The following is a 26,576-nucleotide window of genomic DNA, read 5'->3' as shown; positions in this document are numbered from 1 at the left end:
TACTGCCCGCCGTGGAGCAGCTCAAAGGTCCGGTCATCCCGCCCGTACACGCCGCCGGTACCGATCCGGCCTACATCCCCGGCCTCACTCCGCCGGGCCCGGACAGGGCCGCGGAGGATCCCGGGGAGCCCGAGGAGGTGGTGGAGGAGCCGACCGGGGACGCCTCCGGGGACGACTCCGGAGACGCCGGCCCGGGTGCCGAGGACACCGCCGCCGCGGAGGGGCCCGGTGACCCGGAGGAGGAAGAGGAGCAGGAGGAGGACGGGGACGGCCCCGTCTTCGAGGTCTCCGACCACCGCGGCTCGATAGCCGCCGGCCGGTCCGGCGTGGTGTTCCGGCTGGACGGCGAGGAGGCCCGGTTCTCCTGGGACGAGATCGGCGCGGTCGAGGTCGACGTCCCGCGGTTCGGGCGCCGGTTCGCCGTCTCGGTCTGCACGACCGCCCGCCGCTGGTACGAGGCCGACGTCGACGCGCCGTCCCGGAAGGTCCTCAAGGGCTGGGCGGAGGAGTTCGACGCCGTCCTGGACGCCTGGTTCGAGGAGGACTGAGGAGCCCGGCCGGCGACGGAAACGGCGGCGGCAACGGCGACGGCCGGTCCCGCGGGAAGCGGGACCGGCCGCCGTGGTGTGCCGTGCTGTGCCGTGATCTGCCGCGGCGCGCCGTCGCCGGGCGCGGCCGTCAGGAGGCGGGCGCGGGCTCGGGGGCCGGCTCCGTACCGGTCGCGTCCTCCGGCTCCGCCGGGGTCCTGACCGACTCCAGCAGGAGCTGGGCCACGTCCACGACCTGGATGTCCTCCTTGGCCTTGCCCTCGTTCTTCTTGCCGTTGACCGAGTCGGTCAGCATCACCAGGCAGAACGGGCAGGCGGTGGAGACGATGTCCGGGTTGAGGGACAGCGCCTCGTCCACGCGCTCGGTGTTGATGCGCTTGCCGATCCGCTCCTCCATCCACATCCGCGCGCCGCCGGCGCCGCAGCAGAAGCCCCGCTCCTTGTGGCGGTGCATCTCCTCGTTGCGCAGGCCCGGCACACGGCCGATGATCTCGCGCGGCGGGGTGTAGACCTTGTTGTGGCGGCCCAGGTAGCACGGGTCGTGGTACGTGATCAGACCCTCGACCGGGGTGACCGGCACCAGGCGGCCCTCGTCGATGAGGTGCTGGAGCAGCTGGGTGTGGTGGATGACCTCGTAGTGCCCGCCGAGCTGCGGGTACTCGTTGGCGATCGTGTTGAAGCAGTGCGGGCAGGTCGCGACGATCTTCTTCTTGGACCGCTCGACGGTGACGCCCTCCTCCTCATCCTCGCCGAAGGCCATGTTCAGCATCCCGACGTTCTCGGCGCCGAGCTGCTGGAAGAGGAACTCGTTGCCCAGGCGGCGGGCGGAGTCACCGGTGCACTTCTCGTCGCCGCCCATGATCGCGAACTTCACGCCCGCGATGTGCAGCAGCTCGGCGAAGGCCTTGGTGGTCTTCTTGGCCCGGTCCTCCAGGGCGCCCGCGCAGCCGACCCAGTACAGGTAGTCGACCTCGGTGAGGTCCTCGATGTCCTTGCCGACGACCGGGACCTCGAAGTCGACCTCCTGGGTCCACGCCAGGCGCTGCTTCTTGGCCAGGCCCCAGGGGTTGCCCTTCTTCTCCAGGTTCTTGAGCATCGTGCCCGCCTCGGACGGGAACGCGGACTCGATCATCACCTGGTAGCGGCGCATGTCGACGATGTGGTCGACGTGCTCGATGTCCACCGGGCACTGCTCGACGCAGGCGCCGCAGGTGGTGCAGGACCACAGGACGTCCGGGTCGATGACGCCGTTCTCCTCCAGCGTCCCGACCAGCGGGCGCTCGGCCTCGGCGAGGGCGGCGGCGGGGACGTCCTTGAGCTGCTCCTCGGTGGCCCTCTCCTCGCCCTCCATGGTCTTGCCGCCGCCGGCGAGCAGGTAGGGGGCCTTGGCGTGCGCGTGGTCGCGCAGCGACATGATCAGCAGCTTGGGCGACAGCGGCTTGCCGGTGTTCCAGGCGGGGCACTGCGACTGGCAGCGGCCGCACTCGGTGCAGGTCGAGAAGTCGAGGATGCCCTTCCAGGAGAACTGCTCGACCTGGGAGACGCCGAAGACGTCGTCCTCGCCCGGGTCCTCGAAGTCGATCGGCTTGCCGCCGGAGGTCATCGGCTGGAGCGGGCCGAGGGCCACCTCGCCGTTGGACCGGCGCTTGAACCAGATGTTGGGGAACGCCAGGAAGCGGTGCCAGGCGATGCCCATGGCGGTGTTGAGCGACACCGTGATCATCCAGATCATCGAGGTGCCGATCTTGACCATCGCGGTGAAGTAGATCAGGTTCTGCAGGGTGCCGGTGCTCAGCCCGTCGAACGCCGCGACCAGGGGGTAGGAGACGAAGTACGCCGCCTCGTAGCCCTCGACGTGGTGGATCGCGCCCTCCAGGCCGCGCAGCACCAGGATCGCCAGGCCGATGGTGAGGATGACGTACTCGACGAAGTAGGCCTGCCAGGCGGTCGAACCGGCGAAGCGGGACTTGCGGCCGGGCCGGGTGGGCAGGTTGAGCAGCCGGATCGCCATCAGCACGAGGATGCCGAGGACCGTGGCCAGGCCGATGAACTCGATGTACATCTCGAACGGCAGGAAGCCGCCGAGGACCGGGAGGGTCCAGTCGGCCCGGAAGAGCTGCCCGTACGCCTGGGCGAGGGTCGGCGGGAGGGTCAGGAAGCCGATCGCCACGAACCAGTGCGCGAAGCCGACGATCCCCCACCGGTTCATCCGGGTGTGGCCGAGGAACTCCTTGACCAGGGTGATCGTCCGCTGCTTGGGCTCGTTCGTGCGCGTGCCCGCCGGGACCGGCTGGCCGAGCTTGACGAAGCGGTAGATCTGCGCGACGGCGCGTGCCAAGAGCGCAACGCCGACCGCGGTGAGTACCAGCGAGACGACGATCGCGGCGAGTTGCATGGCGGCTCCTCGAACCTGCGGGGGCGGTGCCTGCTGCTGCAAGCTTACTAAGCGGTAACTTATCCGATCTGTTCGAGACTACCCACTCGCGGCGGCCGCCTGTAGCCACTCGCACGGTGATCTGTGTCGCTGAGGCGACCCTTGCCCGGGAGGGCGGTCGCGGGACTCGGCCGGGCCGGGAGCGGGGCCGGGAGTGGAGCCGGGAACGGAAGGGTGGATCCATCCTATAGATCCGGTAGATCCCATCCGATGGATTGGTGGGAAATGCTGTAGAAAGGGATACGTTCGATTCCCGCGGTCGGGAGGAAGTCCCTATGCGCCCTCCGCGCGCGGGGCCCGTGCGGGCCGCCGCGAGGCTGTGGGGGCGGCTGTGGGGACGGTTGTGGGTCTGGCTGCTCCTGCCCTGGCTGCTCGTCCTCGCGGTCGCCGTCGTCGAGGTCACCGGAGGGCTCCAGGGCCGGGTCGTCCACGCCGGGCCCCTGCTCTCCCCGGTGCCCGCGCTCGCCGCGATCCGCGGGCGCCCCCGCGACGTGCTCGCCGTCTCCGCCGCCGCCCTGGCCGTCGGGCTGGCCGCGGCCCCCGGCCCGGACATGGTGGGCGCGGACAACTCCCCGACCGCGCTGGCCTCGCTGGCCGTGGTGAGCGTCGCCAGCCTGGTGGCGGCGGTGGCCCGGCAGCGGCGCGAGGGGCAGCTCGTCCGGATCCGCCGGGTGGCCGAGGCCGCCCAGCTCGCCCTGCTCTCCCCGGTGCCGCGCCGCGCGGGCGGGCTCCGCCTGGCGGCCAGGTACAGCGCCGCCGAGTCCGACACCCTGATCGGCGGCGATCTGTACGAGGTCGTGGTCCGCCCGGACCGTACGCGGCTGATCATCGGCGACGTGCGCGGCAAGGGGCTGCCCGCGGTCCGCACGGCGGCCGCGGTGCTGGGCGCGTTCCGGGAGGCGGCCCACTACGAGTCCGCGCTGACGACCGTGGCCGGCCGCTGCTCGCGCGCGGTGGCGCGGTGCGCGCGGGAGATGGGGAGCGGCGACGGGGACGGCGCGGAGGGGGACGAGCTGTTCGTCACCGCCGCGCTGGTGGAGGTCCAGGGCAGGGAGCTGCGCGTCGTCGACCTGGGGCATCCGCCGCCCCTGCTGCTCACCCCCGACGACTGCGTGCCGCTGGCGGTCGAGCCGCTGCCGCCGCTGGGGCTGGTGCACGGGTTCACGGTCGGCTGGGACGACGACTGCGGTCTGACGGTCCACACCCGCTGGCGGCCCGGTGACCGGCTGCTGCTCTACACCGACGGCATCGACGAGGCGCGTGACGAGAACGGCCGCTTCTTCCCGCTCACCGGTGCGCTGGAGGAACTGCGCGAGGTGCCCACCGAGCGGCTGCCGGACGAACTGCTGGAGGCGGTGGCCCGGCACACCGGCCGGAGCCTGCGGGACGACGCGGCGGTCGTCGCCGTCGAGTTCGTGGAGGCCGAGGTGGAGGTCGGGGAGGAAACCGGGGAGGAGGTCGGGGAAGGGGCAGGGGGGATCGGGGTGGAGGCCGGGGAGGAAACCGGGGAGGAAGGGGAGCCGGGAGGTGCAGGGGAGACGGGGGAGGCGCCGCGGCGGGAGACGGGCCGGCGGAGGCCGGATGGAATCGGCGAACCGGGGAAGGCGGCCCCGTCCGGGAGTCATACCGGCCCCGGCGAGCGTCCTACTCCCTGAGCCGCCCCTTCGGCTCCCCGGCTCACCGGTTCCCCGGGCTGCCCGGCTCCCCAGCGACCGCCGCTCCGCGGGCAGTTGGAAAGGGAGCCCCGGGATGTGAGCCCGGCCGCGAGAGGAGACTTGAGTCGCCACGACTCAGCTCTCTTGACGATGTGTGCCCTCCTGCTGCACTCTTGAGCCAGACTTACTCAAGGCATGAGCTGGAGGAACCCGAAATGGCACGTGCGGTCGGCATCGACCTGGGTACGACGAACTCCGTCGTCAGTGTTCTCGAGGGCGGTGAGCCCACCGTCATCACCAATGCCGAGGGCGCCAGGACCACGCCGTCCGTCGTCGCCTTCGCCAAGAACGGCGAGGTCCTCGTCGGTGAGGTCGCCAAGCGGCAGGCCGTCACCAACGTCGACAGGACGATCCGGTCGGTCAAGCGCCACATGGGCACCGACTGGAAGATCAACCTGGACGGCAAGGACTTCAACCCCCAGCAGATCAGCGCCTTCGTGCTGCAGAAGCTGAAGCGGGACGCCGAGGCGTACCTGGGCGAGAAGGTCACCGACGCGGTGATCACCGTGCCCGCCTACTTCAACGACCACGAGCGCCAGGCCACCAAGGAGGCCGGCGAGATCGCGGGCCTCAACGTCCTGCGCATCGTGAACGAGCCGACGGCCGCCGCGCTGGCCTACGGCCTGGAGAAGGACGACCAGACGATCCTGGTCTTCGACCTCGGCGGCGGCACCTTCGACGTCTCGCTGCTGGAGATCGGCGACGGCGTCGTGGAGGTGAAGGCCACCAACGGCGACAACCAGCTCGGTGGCGACGACTGGGACCAGCGGATCGTCGACTACCTGGTCAAGCAGTTCCAGTCCGGCCACGGCGTGGACCTGTCCAAGGACAAGATGGCCCTCCAGCGGCTGCGCGAGGCGGCGGAGAAGGCGAAGATCGAGCTCTCCAGCTCGACCGAGACCACCATCAACCTGCCCTACATCACGGCGTCGGCCGAGGGCCCGCTGCACCTGGACGAGAAGCTCACCCGGGCCCAGTTCCAGCAGCTGACCGCCGACCTGCTGGAGCGCTGCAAGATCCCGTTCCACAACGTGATCAAGGACGCGGGCATCCAGCTCTCCGAGATCGACCACGTCGTTCTGGTGGGTGGTTCGACGCGTATGCCGGCGGTCGCCGAGCTGGTCAAGGAGCTGACCGGCGGCAAGGAGGCGAACAAGGGCGTCAACCCCGACGAGGTCGTCGCCATCGGCGCCTCCCTGCAGGCCGGTGTCCTCAAGGGCGAGGTCAAGGACGTCCTGCTGCTGGACGTCACCCCGCTGTCCCTGGGCATCGAGACCAAGGGCGGCATCATGACCAAGCTGATCGAGCGCAACACCACGATCCCGACCAAGCGCTCGGAGATCTTCACCACCGCCGAGGACAACCAGCCCAGCGTGCAGATCCAGGTCTACCAGGGCGAGCGCGAGATCGCGGCGTACAACAAGAAGCTGGGCATGTTCGAGCTGACCGGGCTGCCGCCGGCGCCGCGCGGGGTGCCGCAGATCGAGGTCACCTTCGACATCGACGCCAACGGCATCATGCACGTCTCCGCCAAGGACCTGGGTACCGGCAAGGAGCAGCGGATGACCGTCACCGGTGGTTCGGCGCTGCCCAAGGACGACATCGAGCGGATGATGCGCGAGGCCGAGCAGTACGCGGAGGAGGACCACCGCCGCCGCGAGGCCGCCGAGACCCGCAACCAGGCCGAGCAGCTGGTGTACACCACCGAGAAGTTCCTCAAGGACAACGAGGACAAGGTGCCCGGTGAGGTGAAGGGCGAGGTCGAGACCGCGGTGGCCGACCTGAAGGAGAAGCTCAAGGGCGAGGACACCGCGGCGATCCGGGAGGCCTCGGAGAAGGTCGCCTCCACCAGCCAGAAGCTGGGCCAGGCGCTCTACGCCGACGCCCAGGGCCAGCAGGCCGCGGGCGGCGCCGCCGGCGCCGGCGCCGGAGCCGGCGGCTCGGACGACGACGTGGTGGACGCCGAGATCGTCGACGACGACAAGTCGAACAAGGGTGATGCAGCGTGACGGAGGAGACCCCGGGTTTCGAGCAGGAGCCCGACGTCCCCACCGACTCCGCCGAGCGCGCCGGGCAGCCCGAGCAGCCCGGCGACGCGGCGCAGACCTCCGGACCCGCCGAGGAGGCGGGCCCGGAGGCTGCCCCCGGGGCGTCCGGGGACGCCGAGCGGGTGGCGCTGACCGCCCAGCTCGACCAGGCCCGTACCGCGCTGAACGAGCGCACTCAGGACCTGCAGCGGCTCCAGGCGGAGTTCTCCAACTACCGCCGCCGGGTCGAGCGGGACCGGGTGGCGGTCAAGGAGGTCGCGATCGCCAACGTGCTCACCGAGCTGCTGCCGGTGCTCGACGACATCGGCCGCGCCCGGGACCACGGTGAGCTGGTCGGCGGCTTCAAGTCGGTGGCCGAGTCGCTGGAGACGGTCGTGGCGAAGATGGGCCTGCAGCAGTTCGGCAAGGAGGGCGAGCCCTTCGACCCGACGGTGCACGAGGCCCTGATGCACTCGTACTCGCCCGACGTCACCGAGACGACGTGCGTGCAGATCCTCCAGCCGGGGTATCGCATCGGCGAGCGCACGATCCGCCCCGCGCGGGTCGGCGTCGCCGAGCCCCAGCCGGGCGCCCAGCCCGGCAAGGGCGAGGACCAGCAGGCGGAGACGGCAGCCGATGAGGAGAGCGGTGGCCCCGAGCAGGGCTGACGCGAGGGAAGACCGGAAGGAGGGACGCCGGGGATGAGCACCAAGGACTTCGTGGAGAAGGACTACTACAAGGTCCTCGGCGTCCCGAAGGACGCCACCGAGGCGGAGATCAAGAAGGCGTACCGGAAGCTCGCCCGCGAGTACCACCCGGACGCCAACAAGGGCGACGCCAAGGCCGAGGAGCGCTTCAAGGAGATCTCCGAGGCGCACGACGTCCTGGGCGACCCCAAGCGCCGCAAGGAGTACGACGAGGCCCGCGCGCTCTTCGGCGCCGGTGGTTTCCGCACCGGCCCGGGGGCGGGCGGCCCCGGCGGCTTCAACTTCGACCTGGGCGACCTCTTCGGGGGCGGCGCCCCCCAGGGCGGCCCCGGGGCGGGCGGCTTCGGGGGCGGCCTCGGGGACGTCTTCGGCGGGCTGTTCGGCCGGGGCGGCGGAACGGGCACGCGTACGCAGCCGCGCCGCGGCCAGGACGTCGAGTCCGAGGTGACGCTCAGCTTCACCGAGGCGGTGGACGGGGCCACGGTCCCGCTGCGGATGTCCAGCTCGGCGGCGTGCAAGGCCTGCTCGGGCACCGGCGACAAGAACGGCACCCCGCGGGTCTGCCCGACCTGCGTGGGCACCGGCCAGGTCAGCCGCGGCGGCGGGGGCGGCTTCTCGCTCACCGACCCGTGCGTGGACTGCCGGGGCCGGGGCCTGATCGCCCAGGACCCGTGCGAGGTCTGCAAGGGCAGCGGCCGGGCCACCAGCTCGCGCACCATGCAGGTCCGCATCCCCGCCGGGGTCTCCGACGGCCAGCGCATCCGGCTGCGCGGCAAGGGCGCGCCGGGCGAGCGCGGCGGGCCCAACGGCGACCTGTACGTCGTGGTGCACGTCGAGCCGCACCCGGTGTTCGGCCGCAAGGGCGACAACCTGACCGTCACCGTGCCCGTCACCTTCCCGGAGGCGGCGCTCGGCGGCGAGATCAAGGTGCCCACCCTGGGCGGCCCGCCGGTCACCCTGAGGCTTCCGGCCGGTACGCCGAGCGGCCGGACGATGCGCGCCCGCGGGAAGGGCGCGGTGCGCAAGGACGGCACCAGGGGCGATCTGCTGGTCACCATAGAGGTGACGGTTCCGAGGGAGCTGAGCGACAAGGCGCGGGACCTGCTGGAGTCCTACCGTGACGCGACCGCGGGCGAGGACCCGCGGGCGGCGCTGTTCAAGGCCGCGAAGGGAGACTGACCGATATGGACGGCTACGGCCGCGGACGACAGGGCCAGGGACGGGGGCGCGGCAACCCCTACGAGCTGACGGACGACTCGCCGGTCTACGTCATCTCCGTCGCGGCCCAGCTCTCCGGACTCCATCCGCAGACGCTGCGGCAGTACGACCGGCTCGGTCTCGTCTCACCCGACCGCACGGCGGGGCGGGGCCGCCGCTACTCGGCGCGGGACATCCAGCTCCTGCGCCAGGTCCAGCGGCTGTCGCAGGACGAGGGCATCAACCTGGCGGGCATCAAGCGCATCATCGAGCTGGAGAACCAGGTCGCGGCCCTCCAGTCGAGGGTGGCCGAGCTCCAGCAGGCGCTGGAGGGCGCGGCGGTGGCCATGCGCCAGCGCGAGGCGCAGGTGCACGCCTCCTACCGCCGCGACCTGGTGCCCTACCAGGACGTGCAGCAGTCCAGCGCGCTGGTGGTCTGGCGGCCCCAGCGCTCCGCCGACTGACGCCTCCGGGGCGGCCCGCCCGTACGGCCGCCCACCCCGCACGGACCCCGTCCCGTACGACCCGCGGGCCCGGCCGGTACTCCGGCCGGGCCCGGCCGTTTCCGGGCCCTCCCCGGCCTCCCGGGGCGCGCGGGGCCGTCCGGCGTACACACGGGGCCGTCCGGGTCCGCCCGAACGGACGCCCCGCGCCACCCGGTCGGCGGTGTGCGGATGGCCGCCGGACGTGGGCGGGGCGCAGCGTGAGGGCATGGACAAGATACGTGCTGTCATAGCCGCGCTCGTCACCGTCGCGACCTCCGCAGCGCTCCTGGGGGCCGCTCCCCTGGGTGTCCCCGCGGCCGATCCGGCGCCCGGTGCCGCGGCCGGTCGCACAACGGCCGCCGGCACCGTCCGGGCGCCCTGGCCCGGCGGTACGGTGCGGACCGTCGGGAAGCTCGTCGGCACCTACGCGGACGGGCAGCTGCTCACCTGCTCCGGCGCCGTCGTGGACGCCCCCAACGGGAGCGTCGTCGTCACCGCCGCGCACTGCGTCCACAACCCCGGCGAGCCCCGCTGGAAGCAGGCCTGGTTCGTCCCCGGCTACCACCGCCACGGCACCGCGAACGCCGCCCGGGTCGGCTGGCGGGTGACGGCCGCCCATCTGGAGTCCGCCTGGAAGCAGGGGAGGCTGCCGCAGGCCCTGCCGTACGACTACGCCTTCCTGGAGGTGGAGCGGAAGGACGGGCGGACGATCCAGGAGACGGTGGGGGCCAACCGCCTCGACTTCGCCCCCGTCGACCCCGGCAGGCGCACCGTGGCCCTCGGCTACCCGGCCGCCGAGCCGTACGACGGCGAGACGCTCGGCCACTGCGAGGGCACGCCCGCCCTGCTGACCGAGCGGGACACCCAGCAGCCGAACGTGGGCGGGCTGCTGCTGGAGTCGTGCGACCTGACCCAGGGGTCCAGCGGCGGGCCGTGGCTCCAGGACTACGACGCGGCGAGCCAGTCCGGCACGGTGGTGGCCGTGATGTCGGTCGGCGACGACCGGGGCCGGGTGCTGGGCCGCCCCTTCCCGGCCGAGGCGCGCCGGCTGCTCCAGGCGGCGGGCGGCACGCCCGCCCGCTGAGCCGGCCCGGCCCGTACGAGCCGGCGCCGTCCCGCCCGATGTGCGACCGGGCGGGGCGGCGCCATGCCGTGCCCGGACGATACGGGGACGCGCCCGGACGATACGGGGACGCGTGGAGCCCTGCGGGAGCCCGCGGGGGACGGCGGGGGACGGTGGCGAGCGGCTCAGACCGTGCCCATCGCCCGGTCCAGGGCGATCTCGATCAGCACCCGCTCCGGGTTGGGCGCCGGGGTGCGCCGGTAGCGCTCGGCGTACCGGGCGACCGCGTCCGCGACGGCGTCGGCGTCCGTGCGCACCCTCGCGACGCCCTCCAGGGTGGCCCAGCGGCCCCGGTCCACCTGGCAGACGGCGGCCCGGGCGCCCCCGGGGCGTTCCGAGGCGGCCAGGACGTTGGCCACCTTGGCGCTGGTGCGGCGGGTGATGATCCGCGCCAGGCCGGCCCCGGGGTCGTAGGTGACCCCGACGGGCACGACATGGGGGGTGCCGTCGGGGCGGAGCGTGGTCAGGGTGCACAGGTGCCGTTCGCGCCAGAAGGCGAGGTAGGCGTCGTCCGGGTGCCGGGGGTCCCGCCGGGATTCACTGGCCATGCCCGGGAAACTATCCCGGCGGCGCTCCCGTTCGCGCCTTGAGTGGAATAGACTCAAGTTACTGCATGTTGTTACGTGCAGAGTTGGCGACAGGAGGAGGAGCACGTACCCGTGGACGCCGAGCTGACCAACAGGAGCCGGGACGCGATCAGCGCGGCCAACAACCGCGCCCTCACCGGGGGCCACCCCGACATCACCCCGGCGCACCTGCTGCTGGCCCTGCTGGAGGGCCAGGACAACGAGAACATCCAGGACCTGCTCGCGGCGGTGAACGCCGACCAGGCCGCCCTGCGCTCCGGGGCCGAGCGGCTGCTGGGCGCGCTGCCCCGCGTGCAGGGCTCCACCGTCGCCAAGCCGCAGCCCGACCGCGAACTGCTGTCCGTCATCGCCGACGCCGCGGGGCGCGCCAAGGAGCTGGGCGACGCCTACGTCTCCACCGAGCACCTGCTCATCGGTCTGGCGGCCAAGGGCGGCCAGGCGGGCACGCTGCTGTCGCAGCAGGGCGCCACCGACCGGAAGCTGCTCGCCGCCTTCGAGACCAGCCGCGGCGGCCAGCGCGTCACCACCGCCGACCCCGAGGGAACGTACAAGGCCCTGGAGAAGTTCGGCACCGACCTGACCGCCGCCGCGCGCGAGGGCCGGCTCGACCCCGTCATCGGCCGCGACCAGGAGATCCGCCGCGTGGTGCAGGTGCTGTCGCGGCGCACCAAGAACAACCCGGTCCTCATCGGCGAGCCGGGCGTCGGCAAGACCGCCGTGGTGGAGGGCCTGGCGCAGCGGATCGTCAAGGGCGACGTCCCCGAGTCGCTGAAGAACAAGCGCCTGGTCGCCCTCGACCTGGGCGCGATGGTGGCCGGGGCCAAGTACCGCGGCGAGTTCGAGGAGCGGCTCAAGGCCGTCCTGGCGGAGATCAAGTCCAGCGAGGGGCGGATCGTCACCTTCATCGACGAGCTGCACACCGTCGTCGGCGCGGGCGCCGGCGGCGACTCGGCGATGGACGCGGGCAACATGCTCAAGCCGATGCTGGCCCGCGGCGAGCTGCGGATGGTCGGCGCCACGACGCTGGACGAGTACCGCGAGCGGATCGAGAAGGACCCGGCCCTGGAGCGCCGCTTCCAGCAGGTGCTGGTCGCCGAGCCCACCGTCGAGGACACCATCGCGATCCTGCGCGGGCTCAAGGGCCGCTACGAGGCGCACCACAAGGTGCAGATCGCCGACGGCGCGCTGGTGGCCGCCGCCGCCCTGTCCGACCGCTACATCACCTCCCGCTTCCTGCCGGACAAGGCCATCGACCTGGTCGACGAGGCCGCCTCCCGGCTGCGCATGGAGATCGACTCCTCGCCCGTGGAGATCGACGAGCTCCAGCGCGCCGTGGACCGGCTGAAGATGGAGGAGCTGGCGCTCGCGGGCGAGAACGACGCGAGTTCCCGGGAGCGGCTGGAGCGGCTGCGCCGCGAGCTGGCCGACCGCGAGGAGGAGCTGCGCGGTCTGACCGCCCGCTGGGAGAAGGAGAAGCAGGGCCTCAACCGCGTCGGCGAGCTGAAGGAGAAGCTCGACGAGCTGCGCGGCCAGGCCGAGCGCGCCCAGCGCGACGGCGACTTCGAGGCCGCCTCCAAGCTGCTGTACGGCGAGATCCCCGACCTGGAGCGCGAGCTGGAGGAGGCGTCCGCCGCCGAGCAGGAGGCAGCCGGCCAGGAGGCCAGGGACACGATGGTCAAGGAGGAGGTCGGCTCGGACGACATCGCCGACGTCGTCGCCTCCTGGACCGGCATCCCCGCCGGACGGCTGCTGGAGGGCGAGACGAAGAAGCTGCTGCGCATGGAGGAGGAGCTGGGCCGGCGGCTGATCGGCCAGTCCGAGGCCGTGCGCGCCGTCTCCGACGCCGTGCGCCGCTCCCGCGCCGGGATCGCCGACCCCGACCGGCCCACCGGCTCGTTCATGTTCCTGGGGCCCACCGGCGTCGGGAAGACCGAGCTGGCCAAGGCGCTCGCCGACTTCCTCTTCGACGACGAGCGGGCCATGGTCCGCATCGACATGAGCGAGTACAGCGAGAAGCACTCGGTCGCCCGGCTGGTCGGCGCGCCCCCCGGCTACGTCGGCTACGAGGAGGGCGGTCAGCTCACCGAGGCCGTCCGGCGGCGTCCGTACAGCGTGGTGCTGCTGGACGAGGTGGAGAAGGCCCACCACGAGGTCTTCGACATCCTGCTCCAGGTGCTCGACGACGGGCGGCTGACCGACGGGCAGGGCCGGACGGTGGACTTCCGCAACACCATCCTGATCATGACCTCCAACCTCGGCAGCCAGTTCCTGATGGACCCGCTGGCCAAGGAGGAGGAGAAGCGGGAGAAGGTCATGGCGACCGTCCGCTCCGCCTTCCGGCCCGAGTTCCTCAACCGGCTGGACGACCTGGTGATCTTCTCCGCGCTCAGCGGCGTGGAGCTGCGCCGCATCGCCGGCCTCCAGATCGACGCCCTCGCCCGGCGCCTGGCCGACCGCCGCCTCGTCCTCGACGTCACCGACGCCGCGCTGGACTGGCTGGCGGTGGAGGGCAACGACCCGGCGTACGGCGCCCGGCCGCTGCGCCGCCTGGTCCAGACGGCCATCGGCGACCAGCTCGCCCGCGAGATCCTCTCGGGCGAGGTCCGCGACGGCGACACCGTCCGGGTGGACGTCGGGCTGGAGGAGGAGGGCCTGGTCATCACGCCGGTGCGCGGCTGACGCGGGTCCGCCGGGGTCCGTCGGGGTCCGCCGGGATCCGCTGGGGTCCGTCGGGCGGCGGGACCGGCCGGTGAGCGCCCCCGGAGCACGAGGACGAGGGCGCCGCCCCCGGTCCTCGTGCTCCGCGCAGCCGCGCGCCCGGCGGGCCCCGCCGCCCGGCGCGGTTCCTCACCGCCGCCGAGGCCCCCTCCTCCCGCGCCCGGACGCTCCCGTCAGCCCGACGGCCGAGCGGGAAAGCCCGGGCTTGCCATGACCGGGCCGGGGTGGGGGAGGATGGCAGGAATCGTATGAAGGGAAATCCACGGTGACTATCGACCCGTCCTCGATTCCGAACTTCGGGGGCCAGCAGCCCGAACAGCAGCCGACAGGGCCTGCCGGGCCTGTCATCCCCGACCAGGACCTGGTCAAGCAGCTCCTCGACCAGATGGAGCTGAAGTACGTCGTCGACGACGAGGGCGACCTCGCCGCGCCGTGGGAGGAATTCCGCACGTACTTCATGTTCCGCGGCGAGAACGAGCAGCAGGTCTTCTCGGTCCGGACGTTCTACGACCGCCCCCACTCCATCGAGGAGAAGAACCGCCTCCTGGAGCTGATCGACGACTGGAACCGCCGCACCCTGTGGCCGAAGGTCTACAGCCACACCCACGACGACGGCACGGTCCGCCTGATCGGCGAGGCCCAGATGTTGGTCGGCGTCGGCGTCTCCCTGGAGCACTTCGTCTCCAGCACGGTGAGCTGGATCCGTGCCTCGGTCGAGTTCGACCGCTGGCTCGTGGAGCAGCTCGGCCTGGCCAAGGACGTCGAGGAGTCCGACGGCGACGAGGGCTGACCCCTGGCCCCCCGGCCCAGCGAGGGGACCCTCGCGGGGCCCGGCACGGGCACGGCCCCGGGCGCGCACCGGCATGTCCGGCGCGCCCGGGGCCGTCGCGCGTCCGGGGCCGCCCGCCGTGGCGTTCCTCCCCTGGATCCGGACGCGCCCCGCGGGTCCGGGAGGGGTGAACCACCGCATTCCGTGCCGCAGCCCGTGCCGTGACCCGTGCCGCGCCCGCTGACGCACCCGCGGCCGGCCGGCCCGCCTGAGCCCCGAACACGGCGTGCCGCGGTGACGGGATCGGCCCACGGCGCGTGGGCGTCCGTCCCGGTGGCGGCGTCGGCGTCGGAGCACCCGGCGCCTGGCTTGCCGGGCCGGTGCGCGGTGTGCGCCGGGTACCCGGCCACCGCCGCGTACCGCGCCTCCCGGTCCGGTGCCCGCCACGTCGCCGCGCGGACCACGGGCGCGGCGGACCCGGCGCACCGGTTCACAGCCGCCGCAGGCGCTCCACCGCCTCCCGCAGGACCTCCTCGCGCTTGCAGAACGCGAAGCGGACGAAGTGCGCGCCCTCCTCCGCGTGGTCGTAGAAGACCGCGTTGGGGACGGCGACGACGCCGCAGCGCCCGGGCAGGGCGCGGCAGAAGGCCATGCCGTCGCTCTCGCCCAGGGGGCGGATGTCGGTGGTGACGAAGTACGTGCCCGAGGGGCGGTGGACGGTGAAGCCCGCGGCGGCCAGGCCGTCGGCCAGCAGGTCCCGCTTGGCGCGCAGGTCCTCGCGCAGCTCGGTGTAGTACGCGTCCGGCAGGGCGAGCGCCTCGGCGACCGCGTACTGGAAGGGGCCGGCCGAGACGTACGTCAGGTACTGCTTGGCCGAGCGCACCGCCGTCACCAGCTCCGGCGTCCCCGTCACCCAGCCGACCTTCCACCCCGTGAAGGAGAACGTCTTGCCGGCCGAGGAGATGGTGACGGTGCGCTCGCGCATCCCCGGCAGGGAGGCGAACGGGATGTGTTCGCCGTCGAAGACCAGGTGCTCGTAGACCTCGTCGGTGACGACGAGCAGGTCGCGCTCGGCGGCGAGGGCGGCGATGGCGGTCAGCTCCTCGCGGGTGAGGACGGTGCCGGTGGGGTTGTGCGGGGTGTTGAGGAGGAGCAGCCGGGTGCGCGGGGTGACGGCGGCGCGCAGCTCGTCCAGGTCCAGGCGGTACGCGGGTCCGGGGCCCGCGGCGGGGCGCAGCGTGACGGGGACGCGGGTGCCGCCGGCCAGGGCGACGCAGGCGGCGTAGGAGTCGTAGTACGGCTCCAGCGCGATCACCTCGTCGCCCGGCTCCACCAGCGCCAGCAGCGCGGCGGCGATCGCCTCGGTGGCCCCGGCGGTGACCAGGACCTCGGTGTCGGGGTCGTACTCCAGGCCGTAGAAGCGCCGCTGGTGGCCGGCGACGGCGGTGCGCAGCTCGGGGACGCCGGGGCCGGGCGGGTACTGGTTGCCGCGGCCGTCGCGCAGCGCGCGGACGGCCGCCTCCCGGACCTCCTCGGGGCCGTCGGTGTCGGGGAAGCCCTGGCCCAGGTTGATCGATCCGGTCCGGGCGGCCAGCGCCGACATCTCGGCGAAGACCGTCGTGCCGAACTCGGCCAGGCGGCGGTTGAGGAGTGGTCGTCCGGTGGCGGTCATGGCGGACATCCTCCGCCCAACCTCTGGACTTCCTCAACTCCGCTTTGGCGCGTACGGCGGCGGGGGATCGTGTCGGCAGGTCCGCACGGGGGATGTGCGGGCACGAGGGGACACAAGGGGGGCGCCATGACGGTCTTCGTCGTCGTCTGCATGGTTCTGGTCCTGGTGCTGGCCGTGGTGGCGGCCGGTGCGGCTGCGGTCACGGGAGGGCGCCGCCGTCGTCGGCGCGGCTCCGGCGGAGACGCCTCGGGGGTGTGGGTCAGCACCGACGGCGGGTCGGACGGGGGCGGCTCGCACGGCGGTTCGTCGTGCGGTGGCGGCGGTTCCTCGTGCGGCGGCGGTGGCGGCGGATGCGGCGGTGGCGCCTGACGCTGTTCACCCGTACGGCGGTTGCGGCTTGACGGTGAGAACATCTGACCTGGTAGGCCCCCGCTGGTATGGAAAACAGACGAAGGCGTGTAAAAAGCCTGTAGGAGCCGCACATTCCGTGATTCGGTGGGGGATGTACCCGGACTTCACGTGGGCGCGAGCCGGCGACAGGTCCCATTCCTGCTCCCTTCCGGGCCCTGTTCCAGGGGGTGGAGTCGGCCCGCCCTCACTGCTTTGCGGAGCCGACTCATGCTCACCACTCTCAAGACCCCGTACACCGACACCCGCGCCGGCGACCTCGCCTGGGCACTCGGGCGCGAGCCCATGCCCGCCCTGGCGAGACTGGACCTCGAACTCCAGGGAGCGAGAGTCCAGTTGAGACTCCTCGGCGCCTCGCACCAGGTGCTGCTCGACGAGGGCGGCACCTTCTGCTCGGAGACCGTGGCGTGCATCCCCGGCAGCAGGACACCGCTGCCGCTGGGGGTGTCCAAGCGGATCGACGACTGGGAGTACGCGTTCGCGGCGCGCGTCGAGACGCTCTCCGGCGGCTCCTTCGCGGGCCGTGCGCAGGAACTGCTCGCGCTCGTCGCGGACCACCCCCACGGACTGGCGGGCACCTTCCCCGGCAGCCCGCACGCCTTCACCGCCCTGCTGGTCCAGCGGTGCGGCGGCCAGGTGCACTGGCGGACCTGGCACGCCTATCCGCAGGAGAGACGGCTCGTCGTGACCCACACGAGAGTGGGAGCGCGCGTACGGGAACCGGAGCGGGTGGGCGTGTGACCCCGGCGGCCCCGGCGCGGGCCGTACGCGTCGTACGGGCGGTGGGCGCCGTGCGCTCCCGGTGTGCCGTGCGCGCCGGACGTGAGTCCGGCCGGGATGTCGAATCGCTCGTCCGTGCGACCTATTGCACCCGTGTGGGGGACGAGACCGGCGTTTGGGGTCCCGTAGCGTTCCCGGCATGATCGAAACGCCCGCTTCCGCACCGGCGGGGCCGCAACCGCCCGCCCACCGGCAGGCGGCCGTGCGGCTGCCCGTGCCGGCCGGGGCCGGACGGTTCCTCGTCCTCACCGCGGTCTTCGTCTGCGCCGCCTGCGGGCTCGTCTACGAACTCGAACTCGTCGCCCTCGGCTCCTACCTGGCCGGCGACTCCGTCACCCAGACCTCCGTCGTGCTGTCGGTGATGGTCTTCGCCATGGGCCTGGGCTCGCTGCTCGCCAAGCGGCTGCGCACCCGCGCGGCGGCCGGGTTCGGGGTCGTCGAGGCGCTGCTGGCGCTGGCCGGCGGAGGCTCGGCGATGGCGCTGTACGCGTACTTCGCCTGGGTCGGCGGCTCCGGGACGGTGCTGATCGGCTTCTCGCTGGTCATCGGGGTGCTCATCGGCGCCGAGATGCCGCTGCTGATGACCCTCATCCAGCGGATCCGGGCGCAGGACGCGGGCGGCGCGGTCGCCGACCTGTTCGCCGCGGACTACGTGGGCGCCCTCGTCGGCGGGCTCGCCTTCCCCTTCCTGCTGCTGCCGCTGATGGGCCAGCTCTCGGGGGCCCTGGCGGTCGGGACGGTGAACGCCGTCGTGGGCGGCGCGCTGGTGCTGTGGCTGTTCCGCAGCGATCTGTCACCGCGTTCGCGCCGCGCCCTGCTGCTCCTCAACGGCCTGGTGGTGGCGCTGCTGATCACCGGTCTCGCCGTCGTCGACCCCTTCGAGAAGGCCGCGCGCCGGGCGGTGTACGGCGGCGAGGTGCGGGTGGTGCGGACCACCGCCGTCCAGGAGATCGTGCTCACCGAGGGCGTCCGGCACCCCGGCGGGAGCGCGCCGGAACGATTCGGGCTGTTCCTCGACGGGCGGCTGCGGGTGTGCAGCGGGGACGAGCGGCGCTACCACGAGGCGCTGGTCCATCCGGCGATGGCGGCGGGCCCGCACGGCCGGGTGCTGGTCCTGGGCGGCGGGGACGGCCTGGCGCTGCGCGAGGTGCTGCGCCACCCGGAGGTGGAGTCGGCGACGGTGGTGGAACTCGACCCCGGCGTCGTGGAGGTGGCCCGCACCGATCCGGCGCTCGGGCGCCTCAACCGCCGGGCGCTGGACGACCCGCGGGTGCGGGTGGAGACCGGCGACGCCTTCGACTGGCTGCGGGCCTGGCCGCGCTCCGGACGGCCGCCGTACGACGTGATCGTCTCCGACCTGCCCGACCCCGGCATCTCGGCCAACACCCGGCTGTACTCGCAGGAGTTCTTCGGGCTGGCCGCGCGGGCGCTGGCCGAGCGGGGCCGGCTGGCGGTGCACGCGGGGCCGGCCGGGGAGCGTCCGCGCGCGTACTGGACGGTGGAGACCACGCTGCGGACCGTGGGCCTGCGCACGGCTCCCTACGTGGTGGACGGGCGGCTGACCGGCTTCACCACCGGGCCCGACCGCTCGCAGCGGCAGGGGGGCGCGGCCCGGAGCCGGTCCGGCGACTGGGGGTTCGTCCTGGCGGCCCGCGGCGCCGCGCCGCCGCTCGCCCTCGCCCCGGACGGCCCCGCCCCGCGCGCCTTCGACCGGGCCGACCTGCGCCGTGCCGCCGACCGGGCGCGGCGCGCCCGCGTCACCGGACTGCCGCCCTCCACCCTGATGCACCCGCACCACCGGGGCTGAGGCGCGGCCGGACGGACGGGACCGGACGGGACCGGACGCCGGGGGCGCGACGTGCCGACGTCCGTGCGGAGCGGGCACTGCCGGGGGAGGTACTGGGTAGGCTCCGCCCCATGGAGCATGAGGTGTACGTTCCGTTCACTGTCGGAGCCGTACGGGCGGCGCTCGCCGAACCGGAGCGCGTCGCGCGCTGCGTGCCGGGGCTCCAGCCCGACGCGTCCGGGGCGGTGCCCGACGGCGCCGGGGACGGCGTGTCCCTCGAGGGGCGGCTGCGGGTGCGGATCGGCGGCTCCAGCATCACGTACCGCGGCAGTCTGCGCCTGACGCACGAGGAGGACGGCGGGGACGGGACCTACACGGTCCACGGCGAGGGCGCCGAGGCCCGGGGCGGCGGCTCGGTGGAGCTGACCCTGACGGTCGTGCCGCGTCCGGCCGACGACGGGGAGGGCACCACGCTCGCCTGCGCCGGGGAACTGAGCGGCGAGGGCCGGATCACGGAGTTCGAGGAGAAGCAGCGGCTCACCGCGGGCCGCCGGCTGCTGGACCGTTTCGGCGGCGAGCTGGCCGCGAGCATGGCGGCCGATCCGGTCTCCCCGGTGGACGCGGCCGGCACGGTCGCCGCGCCCGGCGGGATCGGCGAGCCCGACGACAACGAGCCCGTGATCCCGGGCATCCCCGCGCCCGACACCCCCGGCTCCGCGGAGGCCAGGAACGCCGGCAACGCCGGCAACGCCGGCAACACGGGGAAGACCGGGACCACGGGGAAGGCCGATGAGCCGGAACCGGGCGGGGAGACGCGGGCCCGCGGGGTCTTCGGGGCGGAGATCCCGCCCCCGTCGCTCGACCCGGCGAGCGACGCCGCGTACGACGCCGAATTCGACGCAGAGTTCGACACGGGGCTCGACGCAGAGTTCGACGGCGGCCCCGGCGAGGGGCTCGGCGACAGCCTCGGCGACCTCGCGGACCTCACCGAAGAGGCCGCCGACGACGAGGGGTTCACCGACGAGTTCGGCGAGGAGGCCGCCGGTGACCTCGGTGACGATCTCGGTGACGACCTCGACGGCGGTCTCGGCGAGGACCTCGTCGACGAGCTGGACGAGGAGTCGCGGTCGGCCGGCGCCGAGGCGGCCCACGCCCGCCGGACGATGATCGGCCGCAGCGCCGAGGAGGTCGACCACGCCCCGCCGCGCGGCCGCTACGCCCCCGTGCCCCCGCCCGAGAGCGGCTCACCGGCCGCCGCCGTCCTGCGCTGGGCCGCCCCGGCGGCGGCGCTGGTGGTGGCCTCGGCGGTCGTCGTGGGGCGCGTGCTGAGGCGGCGGCGCTGACGATCGCGGTTGCCGTCGGCTATCGCGGTTAAGGTCATGGGTGTGACTGTCCATGACGCCCAAGACACAGACAGCGGAGTACGTTTGCGGGCCGGCGGCACCGAGGTGACCGTCGATCCGGAACGCGGCTGCCGGATCTCCTCCCTGCGCATCGACGGGACGGAGGTGCTGAGGCAGGGCGAGCGGTACGGCGCGTTCGTGATGGTGCCCTGGTGCGGTCGGACCAGGCAGGGACGGTTCCTCAACGGCGGCGAGCGGTACCAGCTCCCCGTGACCGCCGGGGACCACGCCATCCACGGCACCGTGCGCGGTGTCCCCTGGCGGACCGCCCGCAGCGACGGACGGACCGCGGCCTTCTACCGGGACCTCACCGACCCCTGGCCCTGGCCGGGCCGGGTGACCCAGCTGGTGGAGCTGGCCGAGGACGGTAGCGGACTCACGCTCACCCTGGGCGTGGAGACGATCGGCGACTCCTTCCCGGCGCAGGCCGGCTGGCACCCCTGGTTCCTGCGCAACCTCGGGCAGGGCGGGCGGGACGTGGTGCTGGACTTCACCCCCGCCTGGCAGGAGGAGCGCGGCGAGGACCACCTCCCCACCGGCCGTCGCGTCGAGCCGCGGCCCGGCCCCTGGGACGACTGCTTCGGCATGCCGGACGGGGTGGACGTGACGCTGACCTGGCCCGGCGAGCTGGAGCTGAAGGTCACCAGCCGCGCCGAGTGGGTGGTCGTCTACGACGAGCAGGCCGAGGCCGTCTGCGTCGAGCCGCAGACCGGTCCGCCCGACGGTCTCAACACCCACCCCCGCCTGGTCACGCCCATCGATCCGCTGGAGGTCTCCACGACCTGGTCGTGGCGCAGGCCCGCGTAGGGCTGGCTTAGGCTCGTCGGCATGAGCGACGCGCGCGAGAAGCTGCTGCGGCAGATCAAGGACAAGGCCGTGGTCCACGGCAGGGTGACCCTCTCCTCCGGCAAGGAGGCCGACTACTACGTCGATCTCCGCCGGATCACCCTGGACGCCGAGGCGGCACCGCTGGTCGGGCAGGTCCTGCTCGACCTGACCGCCGACGTCGAGTACGACGCGGTGGGCGGTCTGACCCTCGGCGCGGACCCGGTGGCCGCCGCGATGCTGCACGCCGCCGCCGCGCGCGGCCGGAAGCTGGACGCCTTCGTCGTCCGCAAGGCGGGCAAGGCCCACGGCCTCCAGCGCCGGATCGAGGGACCGGACGTGGCGGGCCGCCGGGTGCTGGCGGTCGAGGACACCTCCACCACGGGCGGCTCGGTGCTCACGGCGGTCGAGGCGCTGCGGGAGGCCGGCGCGGAGGTCGTGGGCGTGGCGGTCATCGTCGAGCGCGGCGCGGCCCCGGCGATCGAGAAGGCCGGACTGCCGTACTACCAGGCGTACGGCCTGGAGGACCTGGGCCTGTCCTGATCCGGGCCCCGCGCAAACACCGGGGGCGACCGGGGAGGTCCGAGAGGGTCACTGTTTCACGTGAAACGGTGACCCTCCGTGGTCCGGTCGGCGGCGGGGGACACCCGGTCGCCCCGGTGTTCACGCGGCCCCGGGACGCGGGGGCGGAGCATCCGCGCACGTCTGGGAGGATGGGGGCGACGATGACGTCGTTCCGTTGACCCACACCAGAGCCGCAGAGCTTTCGCACACCATCAAGGAGCGGACAGATGCCCATCGCAACCCCCGAGGTCTACAACGAGATGCTCGACAGGGCGAAGGCAGGCAGGTTCGCCTACCCCGCCATCAACGTGACCTCGACGCAGACGCTGCACGCCGCGCTGCGCGGTTTCGCCGAGGCGGAGAGCGACGGCATCATCCAGATCTCCACCGGTGGCGCCGAGTTCCTGGGCGGTCAGTACAACAAGGACATGGTGACCGGTGCGGTCGCGCTGGCCGAGTTCGCGCACATCGTCGCCGACAAGTACCCGGTCAACGTCGCCCTGCACACCGACCACTGCCCCAAGGACAAGCTGGACGGCTACGTCCGCCCGCTGCTGGAGCTCTCCCGCAAGCGCGTCGAGGCGGGCCTGAACCCGCTCTTCCAGTCCCACATGTGGGACGGCTCGGCCGAGACCCTGGCCGACAACCTGGAGATCGCCCGGGAGCTGCTGGCCGTCGCCGCCGCCGCGAAGATCATCCTCGAGGTCGAGATCACCCCGACCGGTGGCGAGGAGGACGGCGTCAGCCACGAGATCAACGACGAGCTGTACACCACCGTCGACGACGCCATCCGCACCGCCGAGGCCCTGGGCCTGGGCGAGAAGGGCCGCTACCTGCTGGCCGCCTCCTTCGGCAACGTCCACGGCGTCTACAAGCCGGGCAACGTCGTGCTCCGCCCCGAGCTGCTGAAGGACCTCCAGGAGGGCGTGGCCGCCAAGTTCGGCAAGCAGAACCCGTTCGACTTCGTCTTCCACGGTGGTTCCGGCTCCACCGAGCAGGAGATCGCCACCGCGCTGGACAACGGCGTCGTGAAGATGAACCTCGACACCGACACCCAGTACGCGTTCACCCGCCCGGTCGCGGACCACATGTTCCGCAACTACGACGGCGTGCTGAAGGTGGACGGCGAGGTCGGCAACAAGAAGACCTACGACCCGCGCAGCTGGGGCAAGCTCGCCGAGAAGGGCATGTCCGAGCGTGTCGCCAAGGCGTGCGCCGACCTGCGCTCCACCGGTACCCGCCTGAAGTGACCCCGGTCCCCGCGCGGTTCCGGCCGGCGGGACGGAGGACGAGCGCGAGCCCGGCACCCGGTGATGGGTGCCGGGCTCGCCGCGCACCGGGGGCGACCGTGCAGACTGGGGCCATGGCCATTCACGAGAACCTGCTCGGGGGACCGCCCCCGACCCACCTTCCCGACGACCCCGAGCCGCGCGAGATGCTCGCCGCGGGCACCTCGCCCGCCGAGGTCGCCGCGAAGCACCCGACCTCCTCCCTGGCCTGGGCCCAGCTCGCGGACGACGCCTTCGCGGCCGGGCGCACGGTCGAGTCGTACGCGTACGCCCGCACCGGCTACCACCGCGGTCTGGACGCCCTGCGCCGCAACGGCTGGAAGGGGCACGGCCCGGTCCCGTTCGAGCACGAGCCGAACCGGGGCTTCCTGCGCGCCCTCCACGCCCTCGCCCGTGCCGCCAAGGCCATCGGCGAGCAGGAGGAGTACGAGCGCTGCACCACCTTCCTGAGGGAGAGCTCGCCCACCGCGGCGGCCACGCTCTCCTGACGCGGAGGATCCCTTCGACCAGCCCTTGCCGTCGCCGGGTCCCGAACCGATGATCTGCGGAGAAGGCCCGGCGACCCCGGGCGAGCGCGCAAGGAGAACAGACCATGGCCTCAGAGCCGTCAGGGCCGTCGCAGCCGGCCGAAGCACAGTCCGCGGCAGTCCCCGGGCAGGAGTCCGGGGACGGGAGCGGTCCGGAGAACCCGAACCTCGACTTCGCGGGCACCACGCCCTACGAGGACTACGTGAAGGCGGACGTCCTCACACACCTCCAGCACCCCCTCTCCGACGACCCCGGGGAGATGTCCTTCCTGGTGACCACTCAGGTCATGGAGCTGTGGTTCACCGTCATCGTCCACGAGTGGACGGTGGCCTCCCGGGCGCTGCGCGCGGACGACCCGCGCACCGCGCTGGAGGCCCTCAAGCGCTCGGTGTACGAGATGCTCTCGCTCAACGCCTCCTGGGAGCCGCTGGCCCACCTCACCCCGGCGCAGTTCAACGCCTACCGCGGCGCTTTGGGCGAGGGGTCCGGCTTCCAGTCCGCGATGTACCGGCGCATGGAGTTCATGCTCGGTGAGAAGTCCGCGTCCATGCTCGTCCCGCACCGCGGCGCGCCGCGCGTCCACGACGAGCTGGAGAAGGCGCTGCACGAGCCGAGCCTGTACGACGAGGTACTGCGCTACCTCGCCCGCCGCGGCGAGGACATCCCCGAGGAGGTCCTGAACCGGGACGTCTCCCAGCGGTACGAGCCCCACCCGGCGGTGGAGCGGGTCTGGGCGGGGATCTACTCCGGCGACCCCGGCGGCGACCTGCTGCGCCTGGGCGAGGCGCTCACCGAGGTCGCCGAACAGGTCTGGAGATGGCGCAACGACCACCTCGTGGCCACCCGCCGCGCGATGGGCTCCAAGCAGGGCACCGGCGGTTCCGCGGGTGTGGCCTGGCTGGAGAAGCGCGCCGGCAAGAACGTCTTCCCCGAGCTCTGGACGGCCCGCAGCCATGTCTGACACCACCGATACGCCCGGTGCCGCCGGGAACGCCGGTCTGCGCGAGGAGGCGGCGAAGCTCGACGCCGCCGACGGGCTGGCCGACCGGCGCGACGCCTTCGTCCTCGACGACGAGCGGGGCGAGCCCGTCGTCTACCTCGACGGCAACTCCCTCGGCGCGCTGCCCCGCTCCGTGCCCGCCCGCGTCGCGGACGTGGTGGAGCGCGAGTGGGGACGGCTGCGCATCCGCTCCTGGAGCGAGTCCGGCTGGTGGACCGCGCCCGAGCGGGTCGGCGACCTGATCGCCCCGCTGGTGGGCGCCGCGCCCGGCCAGATCGTGGCGGGCGACTCCACCAGCGTCAACGTCCTCAAGGCGGTGGTCGCCGCGATCCGGATGGCCCGCGAGGACAACCCGGCCCGCACCGACCTGCTGGTCGACGCCACCACCTTCCCCACCGACGGCTACATCGCCTCCTCCGCCGCCCGGCTGACCGGCGCCGCGGTCCGCGCGATCCCCGCCGAGGGCATCCCCGGCTCGGTGGGCCCGCGCACCGCCGCCGTGCTGGTCAACCACGTCGACTACCGCACCGGCGAACTGCACGACCTGCCCGGCATCACCGCCGCCGCCCACGACGCGGGGGCGTACGCGGTGTGGGACCTGTGCCACAGCGCGGGCGCCCTCCCGGTCGGGCTGGACGAGCACCGCGTGGACCTGGCGGTCGGCTGCACGTACAAGTACCTCAACGGCGGCCCCGGCGCCCCCGCGTACCTCTACGTCCGCCGCGACCTCCAGCCGCGCTTCGACTCGCCGCTGCCCGGCTGGAACTCGCACGCCGACCCGTTCGGCATGAGCCACGCGTACGAGCCGGCCGACGGCGCGCAGCGCGGCCGGGTCGGCACGCCGGACATCCTCTCGATGCTGGCGCTGGAGGAGGCGCTGAAGGTCTGGGACGGCGTGGACGTCGGGGCCGTGCGCGCCAAGAGCCTGGCCCTGACGGACTTCTTCCTGCGCTGCGTGGAGGCGTACGCGCCCGAGGGGCGCGTGGAGTCCGTGACCCCGGCCGAGCACGCCCGGCGCGGCAGCCAGGTCGCGCTGCGCTGCGCGGACGCCGGGGAGGTGATGGAGGAGCTGGTCGCACGCGGTGTGGTGGGCGACTTCCGCCGCCCGGACGTGCTGCGCTTCGGCTTCACCCCGCTGTACACGTCCTTCGCCGACGCCGAGCACGCCGCCCGCGTCCTCGGCGAGGTGCTGGCGGAACGCGCCTGACGGAGGTGTCCGCCGACGTGCCCGCCGACGAGCCCGCCGACCTGTCCGTCAACGACGCGGAGGAGGCGGCGCTGCTGGGCCTGGCCCCGGTGGCGCCGTCCGCCCGCGAGCGGTACGGTCCCCACCCCTCGCAGGTGATCGACCTGTACGGCCCGGACGGCGGGCCCCTGGTGGCCGTCCTGCACGGCGGCTTCTGGCGCGAGGCGTACGACCGCGTCCACCTCTCCCCGCTCGCCGCCGCGCTGGCGGACGGGTACGGGCTGCGGGTGGCGCTGGTGGAGTACCGGCGCGTCGGCGGGGGCGGCGGCTGGCCGGGCACCTTCGAGGACGTCGGGCTGGCCCTGGAACACCTCCGCGCGGCGGGGGAGCCCCGGGCGCTGGCCGGGCACTCGGCGGGCGGCCACCTCGCCCTGTGGGCGGCGTCCCGCGCCCTGGCGCGGTGCCCGGTGGCCGCCGTCTCGCCGGTCGCCGACCTCGCCCGCGCCCACGGGCTGGGGCTGAGCCGCGGCGCGGTGGCCGAGCTGCTGGGCGGCCCGGAGCACGTCGCGGCCCGGCTGCCGGAGGCCGACCCGATGCGGCTGCCGCCGCCGGACCCGGACACCGCCCCCGTGGTGCTCCTGCACGGCACCGAGGACGCCGACGTCCCCGTCGAGCTGTCCCGCCGCTACGCCGCCGCCACCGGCGCCCGGCTGACCGAGCTGCCGGGCACCGGCCACTACGCGCCCGTCACCCCGGGCACGGCGGCCTTCGCGCGGCTGGCGGAGGAGCTGGCGCGGGGCGCGTAGTACCTGAGGCGGACCCCGG

Annotated in this window: 23 protein-coding genes; 20 read left to right on the top strand and 3 right to left on the bottom strand. The window is 73.3% G+C overall.

Features of this window, described 5'->3' with window-relative positions:
- Positions 1–11: 11 nt before the first annotated feature.
- Positions 12–548 (top strand): hypothetical protein, encoded by a 537-nt coding sequence (locus tag QC029_RS09460; protein ID WP_279555059.1) that lies wholly within the window; start codon positions 12–14, stop codon positions 546–548.
- Positions 549–678: 130 nt separating this feature from the next.
- On the opposite strand, the gene QC029_RS09455 is transcribed toward QC029_RS09460, so the two are convergent.
- Entirely contained in the window at positions 679–2,943 is a 2,265-nt protein-coding gene (locus QC029_RS09455; protein WP_279555058.1) for a (Fe-S)-binding protein, read from the bottom strand.
- Positions 2,944–3,257: 314 nt separating this feature from the next.
- Between QC029_RS09455 and QC029_RS09450 the strand changes: the two genes are divergently transcribed.
- The 6 genes from QC029_RS09450 to QC029_RS09425 all read left to right on the top strand — a co-directional run bounded on the left by QC029_RS09450 (position 3,258) and on the right by QC029_RS09425 (position 10,197).
- A complete protein-coding gene (locus QC029_RS09450; protein ID WP_279555057.1) occupies positions 3,258–4,637 on the top strand; it encodes a PP2C family protein-serine/threonine phosphatase in 1,380 nt (459 codons plus the stop codon).
- A 215-nt stretch (positions 4,638–4,852) separates the two neighbouring features.
- A complete protein-coding gene (gene dnaK, locus QC029_RS09445) occupies positions 4,853–6,706 on the top strand; it encodes a molecular chaperone DnaK (RefSeq protein WP_279555056.1) in 1,854 nt (617 codons plus the stop codon).
- Positions 6,703–7,392, top strand: coding sequence for a nucleotide exchange factor GrpE (grpE, locus tag QC029_RS09440; protein WP_279555055.1), 690 nt, complete (start codon positions 6,703–6,705; stop codon positions 7,390–7,392). Before dnaK ends, grpE begins: the two co-directional genes overlap by 4 nt.
- A gap of 33 nt (positions 7,393–7,425) precedes the next feature.
- Positions 7,426–8,610, top strand: coding sequence for a molecular chaperone DnaJ (dnaJ, locus tag QC029_RS09435; protein ID WP_279555054.1), 1,185 nt, complete (start codon positions 7,426–7,428; stop codon positions 8,608–8,610).
- Positions 8,611–8,615: 5 nt separating this feature from the next.
- Complete coding sequence (locus tag QC029_RS09430; protein WP_279555053.1) at positions 8,616–9,092, top strand: heat shock protein transcriptional repressor HspR; 477 nt, start codon at positions 8,616–8,618, stop codon at positions 9,090–9,092.
- Positions 9,093–9,339: 247 nt separating this feature from the next.
- Positions 9,340–10,197: a serine protease gene (locus tag QC029_RS09425; protein WP_279555052.1), complete on the top strand. Its 858-nt coding sequence runs from the start codon at positions 9,340–9,342 to the stop codon at positions 10,195–10,197.
- Between the two features lie 164 nt (positions 10,198–10,361).
- On the opposite strand, the gene QC029_RS09420 is transcribed toward QC029_RS09425, so the two are convergent.
- Positions 10,362–10,784 (bottom strand): pyridoxamine 5'-phosphate oxidase family protein, encoded by a 423-nt coding sequence (locus QC029_RS09420; RefSeq protein WP_279555051.1) that lies wholly within the window; start codon positions 10,782–10,784, stop codon positions 10,362–10,364.
- Positions 10,785–10,895: 111 nt separating this feature from the next.
- Here QC029_RS09420 and clpB point away from each other — a divergent pair, with 111 nt between their 5' ends.
- Positions 10,896–13,502 (top strand): ATP-dependent chaperone ClpB, encoded by a 2,607-nt coding sequence (clpB, locus tag QC029_RS09415; protein WP_279555107.1) that lies wholly within the window; start codon positions 10,896–10,898, stop codon positions 13,500–13,502.
- Positions 13,503–13,806: 304 nt separating this feature from the next.
- On the top strand, positions 13,807–14,331 hold the full coding sequence (locus QC029_RS09410) for a YbjN domain-containing protein (RefSeq protein ID WP_279555050.1): 525 nt from the start codon (positions 13,807–13,809) through the stop codon (positions 14,329–14,331).
- A 469-nt stretch (positions 14,332–14,800) separates the two neighbouring features.
- On the opposite strand, the gene QC029_RS09405 is transcribed toward QC029_RS09410, so the two are convergent.
- A complete protein-coding gene (locus tag QC029_RS09405) occupies positions 14,801–15,991 on the bottom strand; it encodes a pyridoxal phosphate-dependent aminotransferase (RefSeq protein ID WP_279555049.1) in 1,191 nt (396 codons plus the stop codon).
- 117 nt (positions 15,992–16,108) lie between these two features.
- Between QC029_RS09405 and QC029_RS09400 the strand changes: the two genes are divergently transcribed.
- The 11 genes from QC029_RS09400 (at position 16,109) to QC029_RS09350 (ending at position 26,557) form a co-directional block, all read left to right on the top strand.
- Positions 16,109–16,351 carry a hypothetical protein gene (locus QC029_RS09400; RefSeq protein WP_279555048.1) on the top strand — a complete coding sequence of 81 codons (243 nt, stop codon included), beginning with the start codon at positions 16,109–16,111 and terminating at the stop codon, positions 16,349–16,351.
- A gap of 249 nt (positions 16,352–16,600) precedes the next feature.
- Entirely contained in the window at positions 16,601–17,131 is a 531-nt protein-coding gene (locus QC029_RS09395; RefSeq protein ID WP_279555047.1) for a DUF2617 family protein, read from the top strand.
- Positions 17,132–17,309: 178 nt separating this feature from the next.
- Positions 17,310–18,977 (top strand): polyamine aminopropyltransferase, encoded by a 1,668-nt coding sequence (locus QC029_RS09390; protein WP_279555046.1) that lies wholly within the window; start codon positions 17,310–17,312, stop codon positions 18,975–18,977.
- A 110-nt stretch (positions 18,978–19,087) separates the two neighbouring features.
- Positions 19,088–20,299, top strand: coding sequence for an SRPBCC domain-containing protein (locus tag QC029_RS09385; RefSeq protein ID WP_279555045.1), 1,212 nt, complete (start codon positions 19,088–19,090; stop codon positions 20,297–20,299).
- A gap of 36 nt (positions 20,300–20,335) precedes the next feature.
- Positions 20,336–21,166 carry an aldose 1-epimerase gene (locus tag QC029_RS09380; RefSeq protein ID WP_279555044.1) on the top strand — a complete coding sequence of 277 codons (831 nt, stop codon included), beginning with the start codon at positions 20,336–20,338 and terminating at the stop codon, positions 21,164–21,166.
- Positions 21,167–21,187: 21 nt separating this feature from the next.
- Complete coding sequence (gene pyrE, locus QC029_RS09375; protein WP_279555043.1) at positions 21,188–21,727, top strand: orotate phosphoribosyltransferase; 540 nt, start codon at positions 21,188–21,190, stop codon at positions 21,725–21,727.
- 248 nt (positions 21,728–21,975) lie between these two features.
- The gene (gene fbaA, locus QC029_RS09370; RefSeq protein WP_279555042.1) at positions 21,976–22,998 is read left to right on the top strand and encodes a class II fructose-bisphosphate aldolase; all 1,023 of its coding nucleotides are present in this window, start codon (positions 21,976–21,978) and stop codon (positions 22,996–22,998) included.
- A 113-nt stretch (positions 22,999–23,111) separates the two neighbouring features.
- Entirely contained in the window at positions 23,112–23,525 is a 414-nt protein-coding gene (locus QC029_RS09365) for a DUF3151 domain-containing protein (protein ID WP_279555040.1), read from the top strand.
- A gap of 104 nt (positions 23,526–23,629) precedes the next feature.
- Positions 23,630–24,526, top strand: coding sequence for a tryptophan 2,3-dioxygenase family protein (locus QC029_RS09360; protein WP_279555039.1), 897 nt, complete (start codon positions 23,630–23,632; stop codon positions 24,524–24,526).
- Positions 24,519–25,772 (top strand): kynureninase, encoded by a 1,254-nt coding sequence (gene kynU / locus QC029_RS09355; RefSeq protein ID WP_279555038.1) that lies wholly within the window; start codon positions 24,519–24,521, stop codon positions 25,770–25,772. Before QC029_RS09360 ends, kynU begins: the two co-directional genes overlap by 8 nt.
- 41 nt (positions 25,773–25,813) lie before the next feature.
- Entirely contained in the window at positions 25,814–26,557 is a 744-nt protein-coding gene (locus tag QC029_RS09350; RefSeq protein ID WP_279555106.1) for an alpha/beta hydrolase, read from the top strand.
- Positions 26,558–26,576: the final 19 nt, after the last annotated feature.

It is taken from the genome of Streptomyces sp. DH37, assembly GCF_029813835.1.
Lineage (GTDB): Bacteria > Actinomycetota > Actinomycetes > Streptomycetales > Streptomycetaceae > Streptomyces.
The sequence above is the reverse complement of the archived record's forward strand: the minus strand, read 5'-3'. Positions and strand labels throughout refer to the sequence as shown.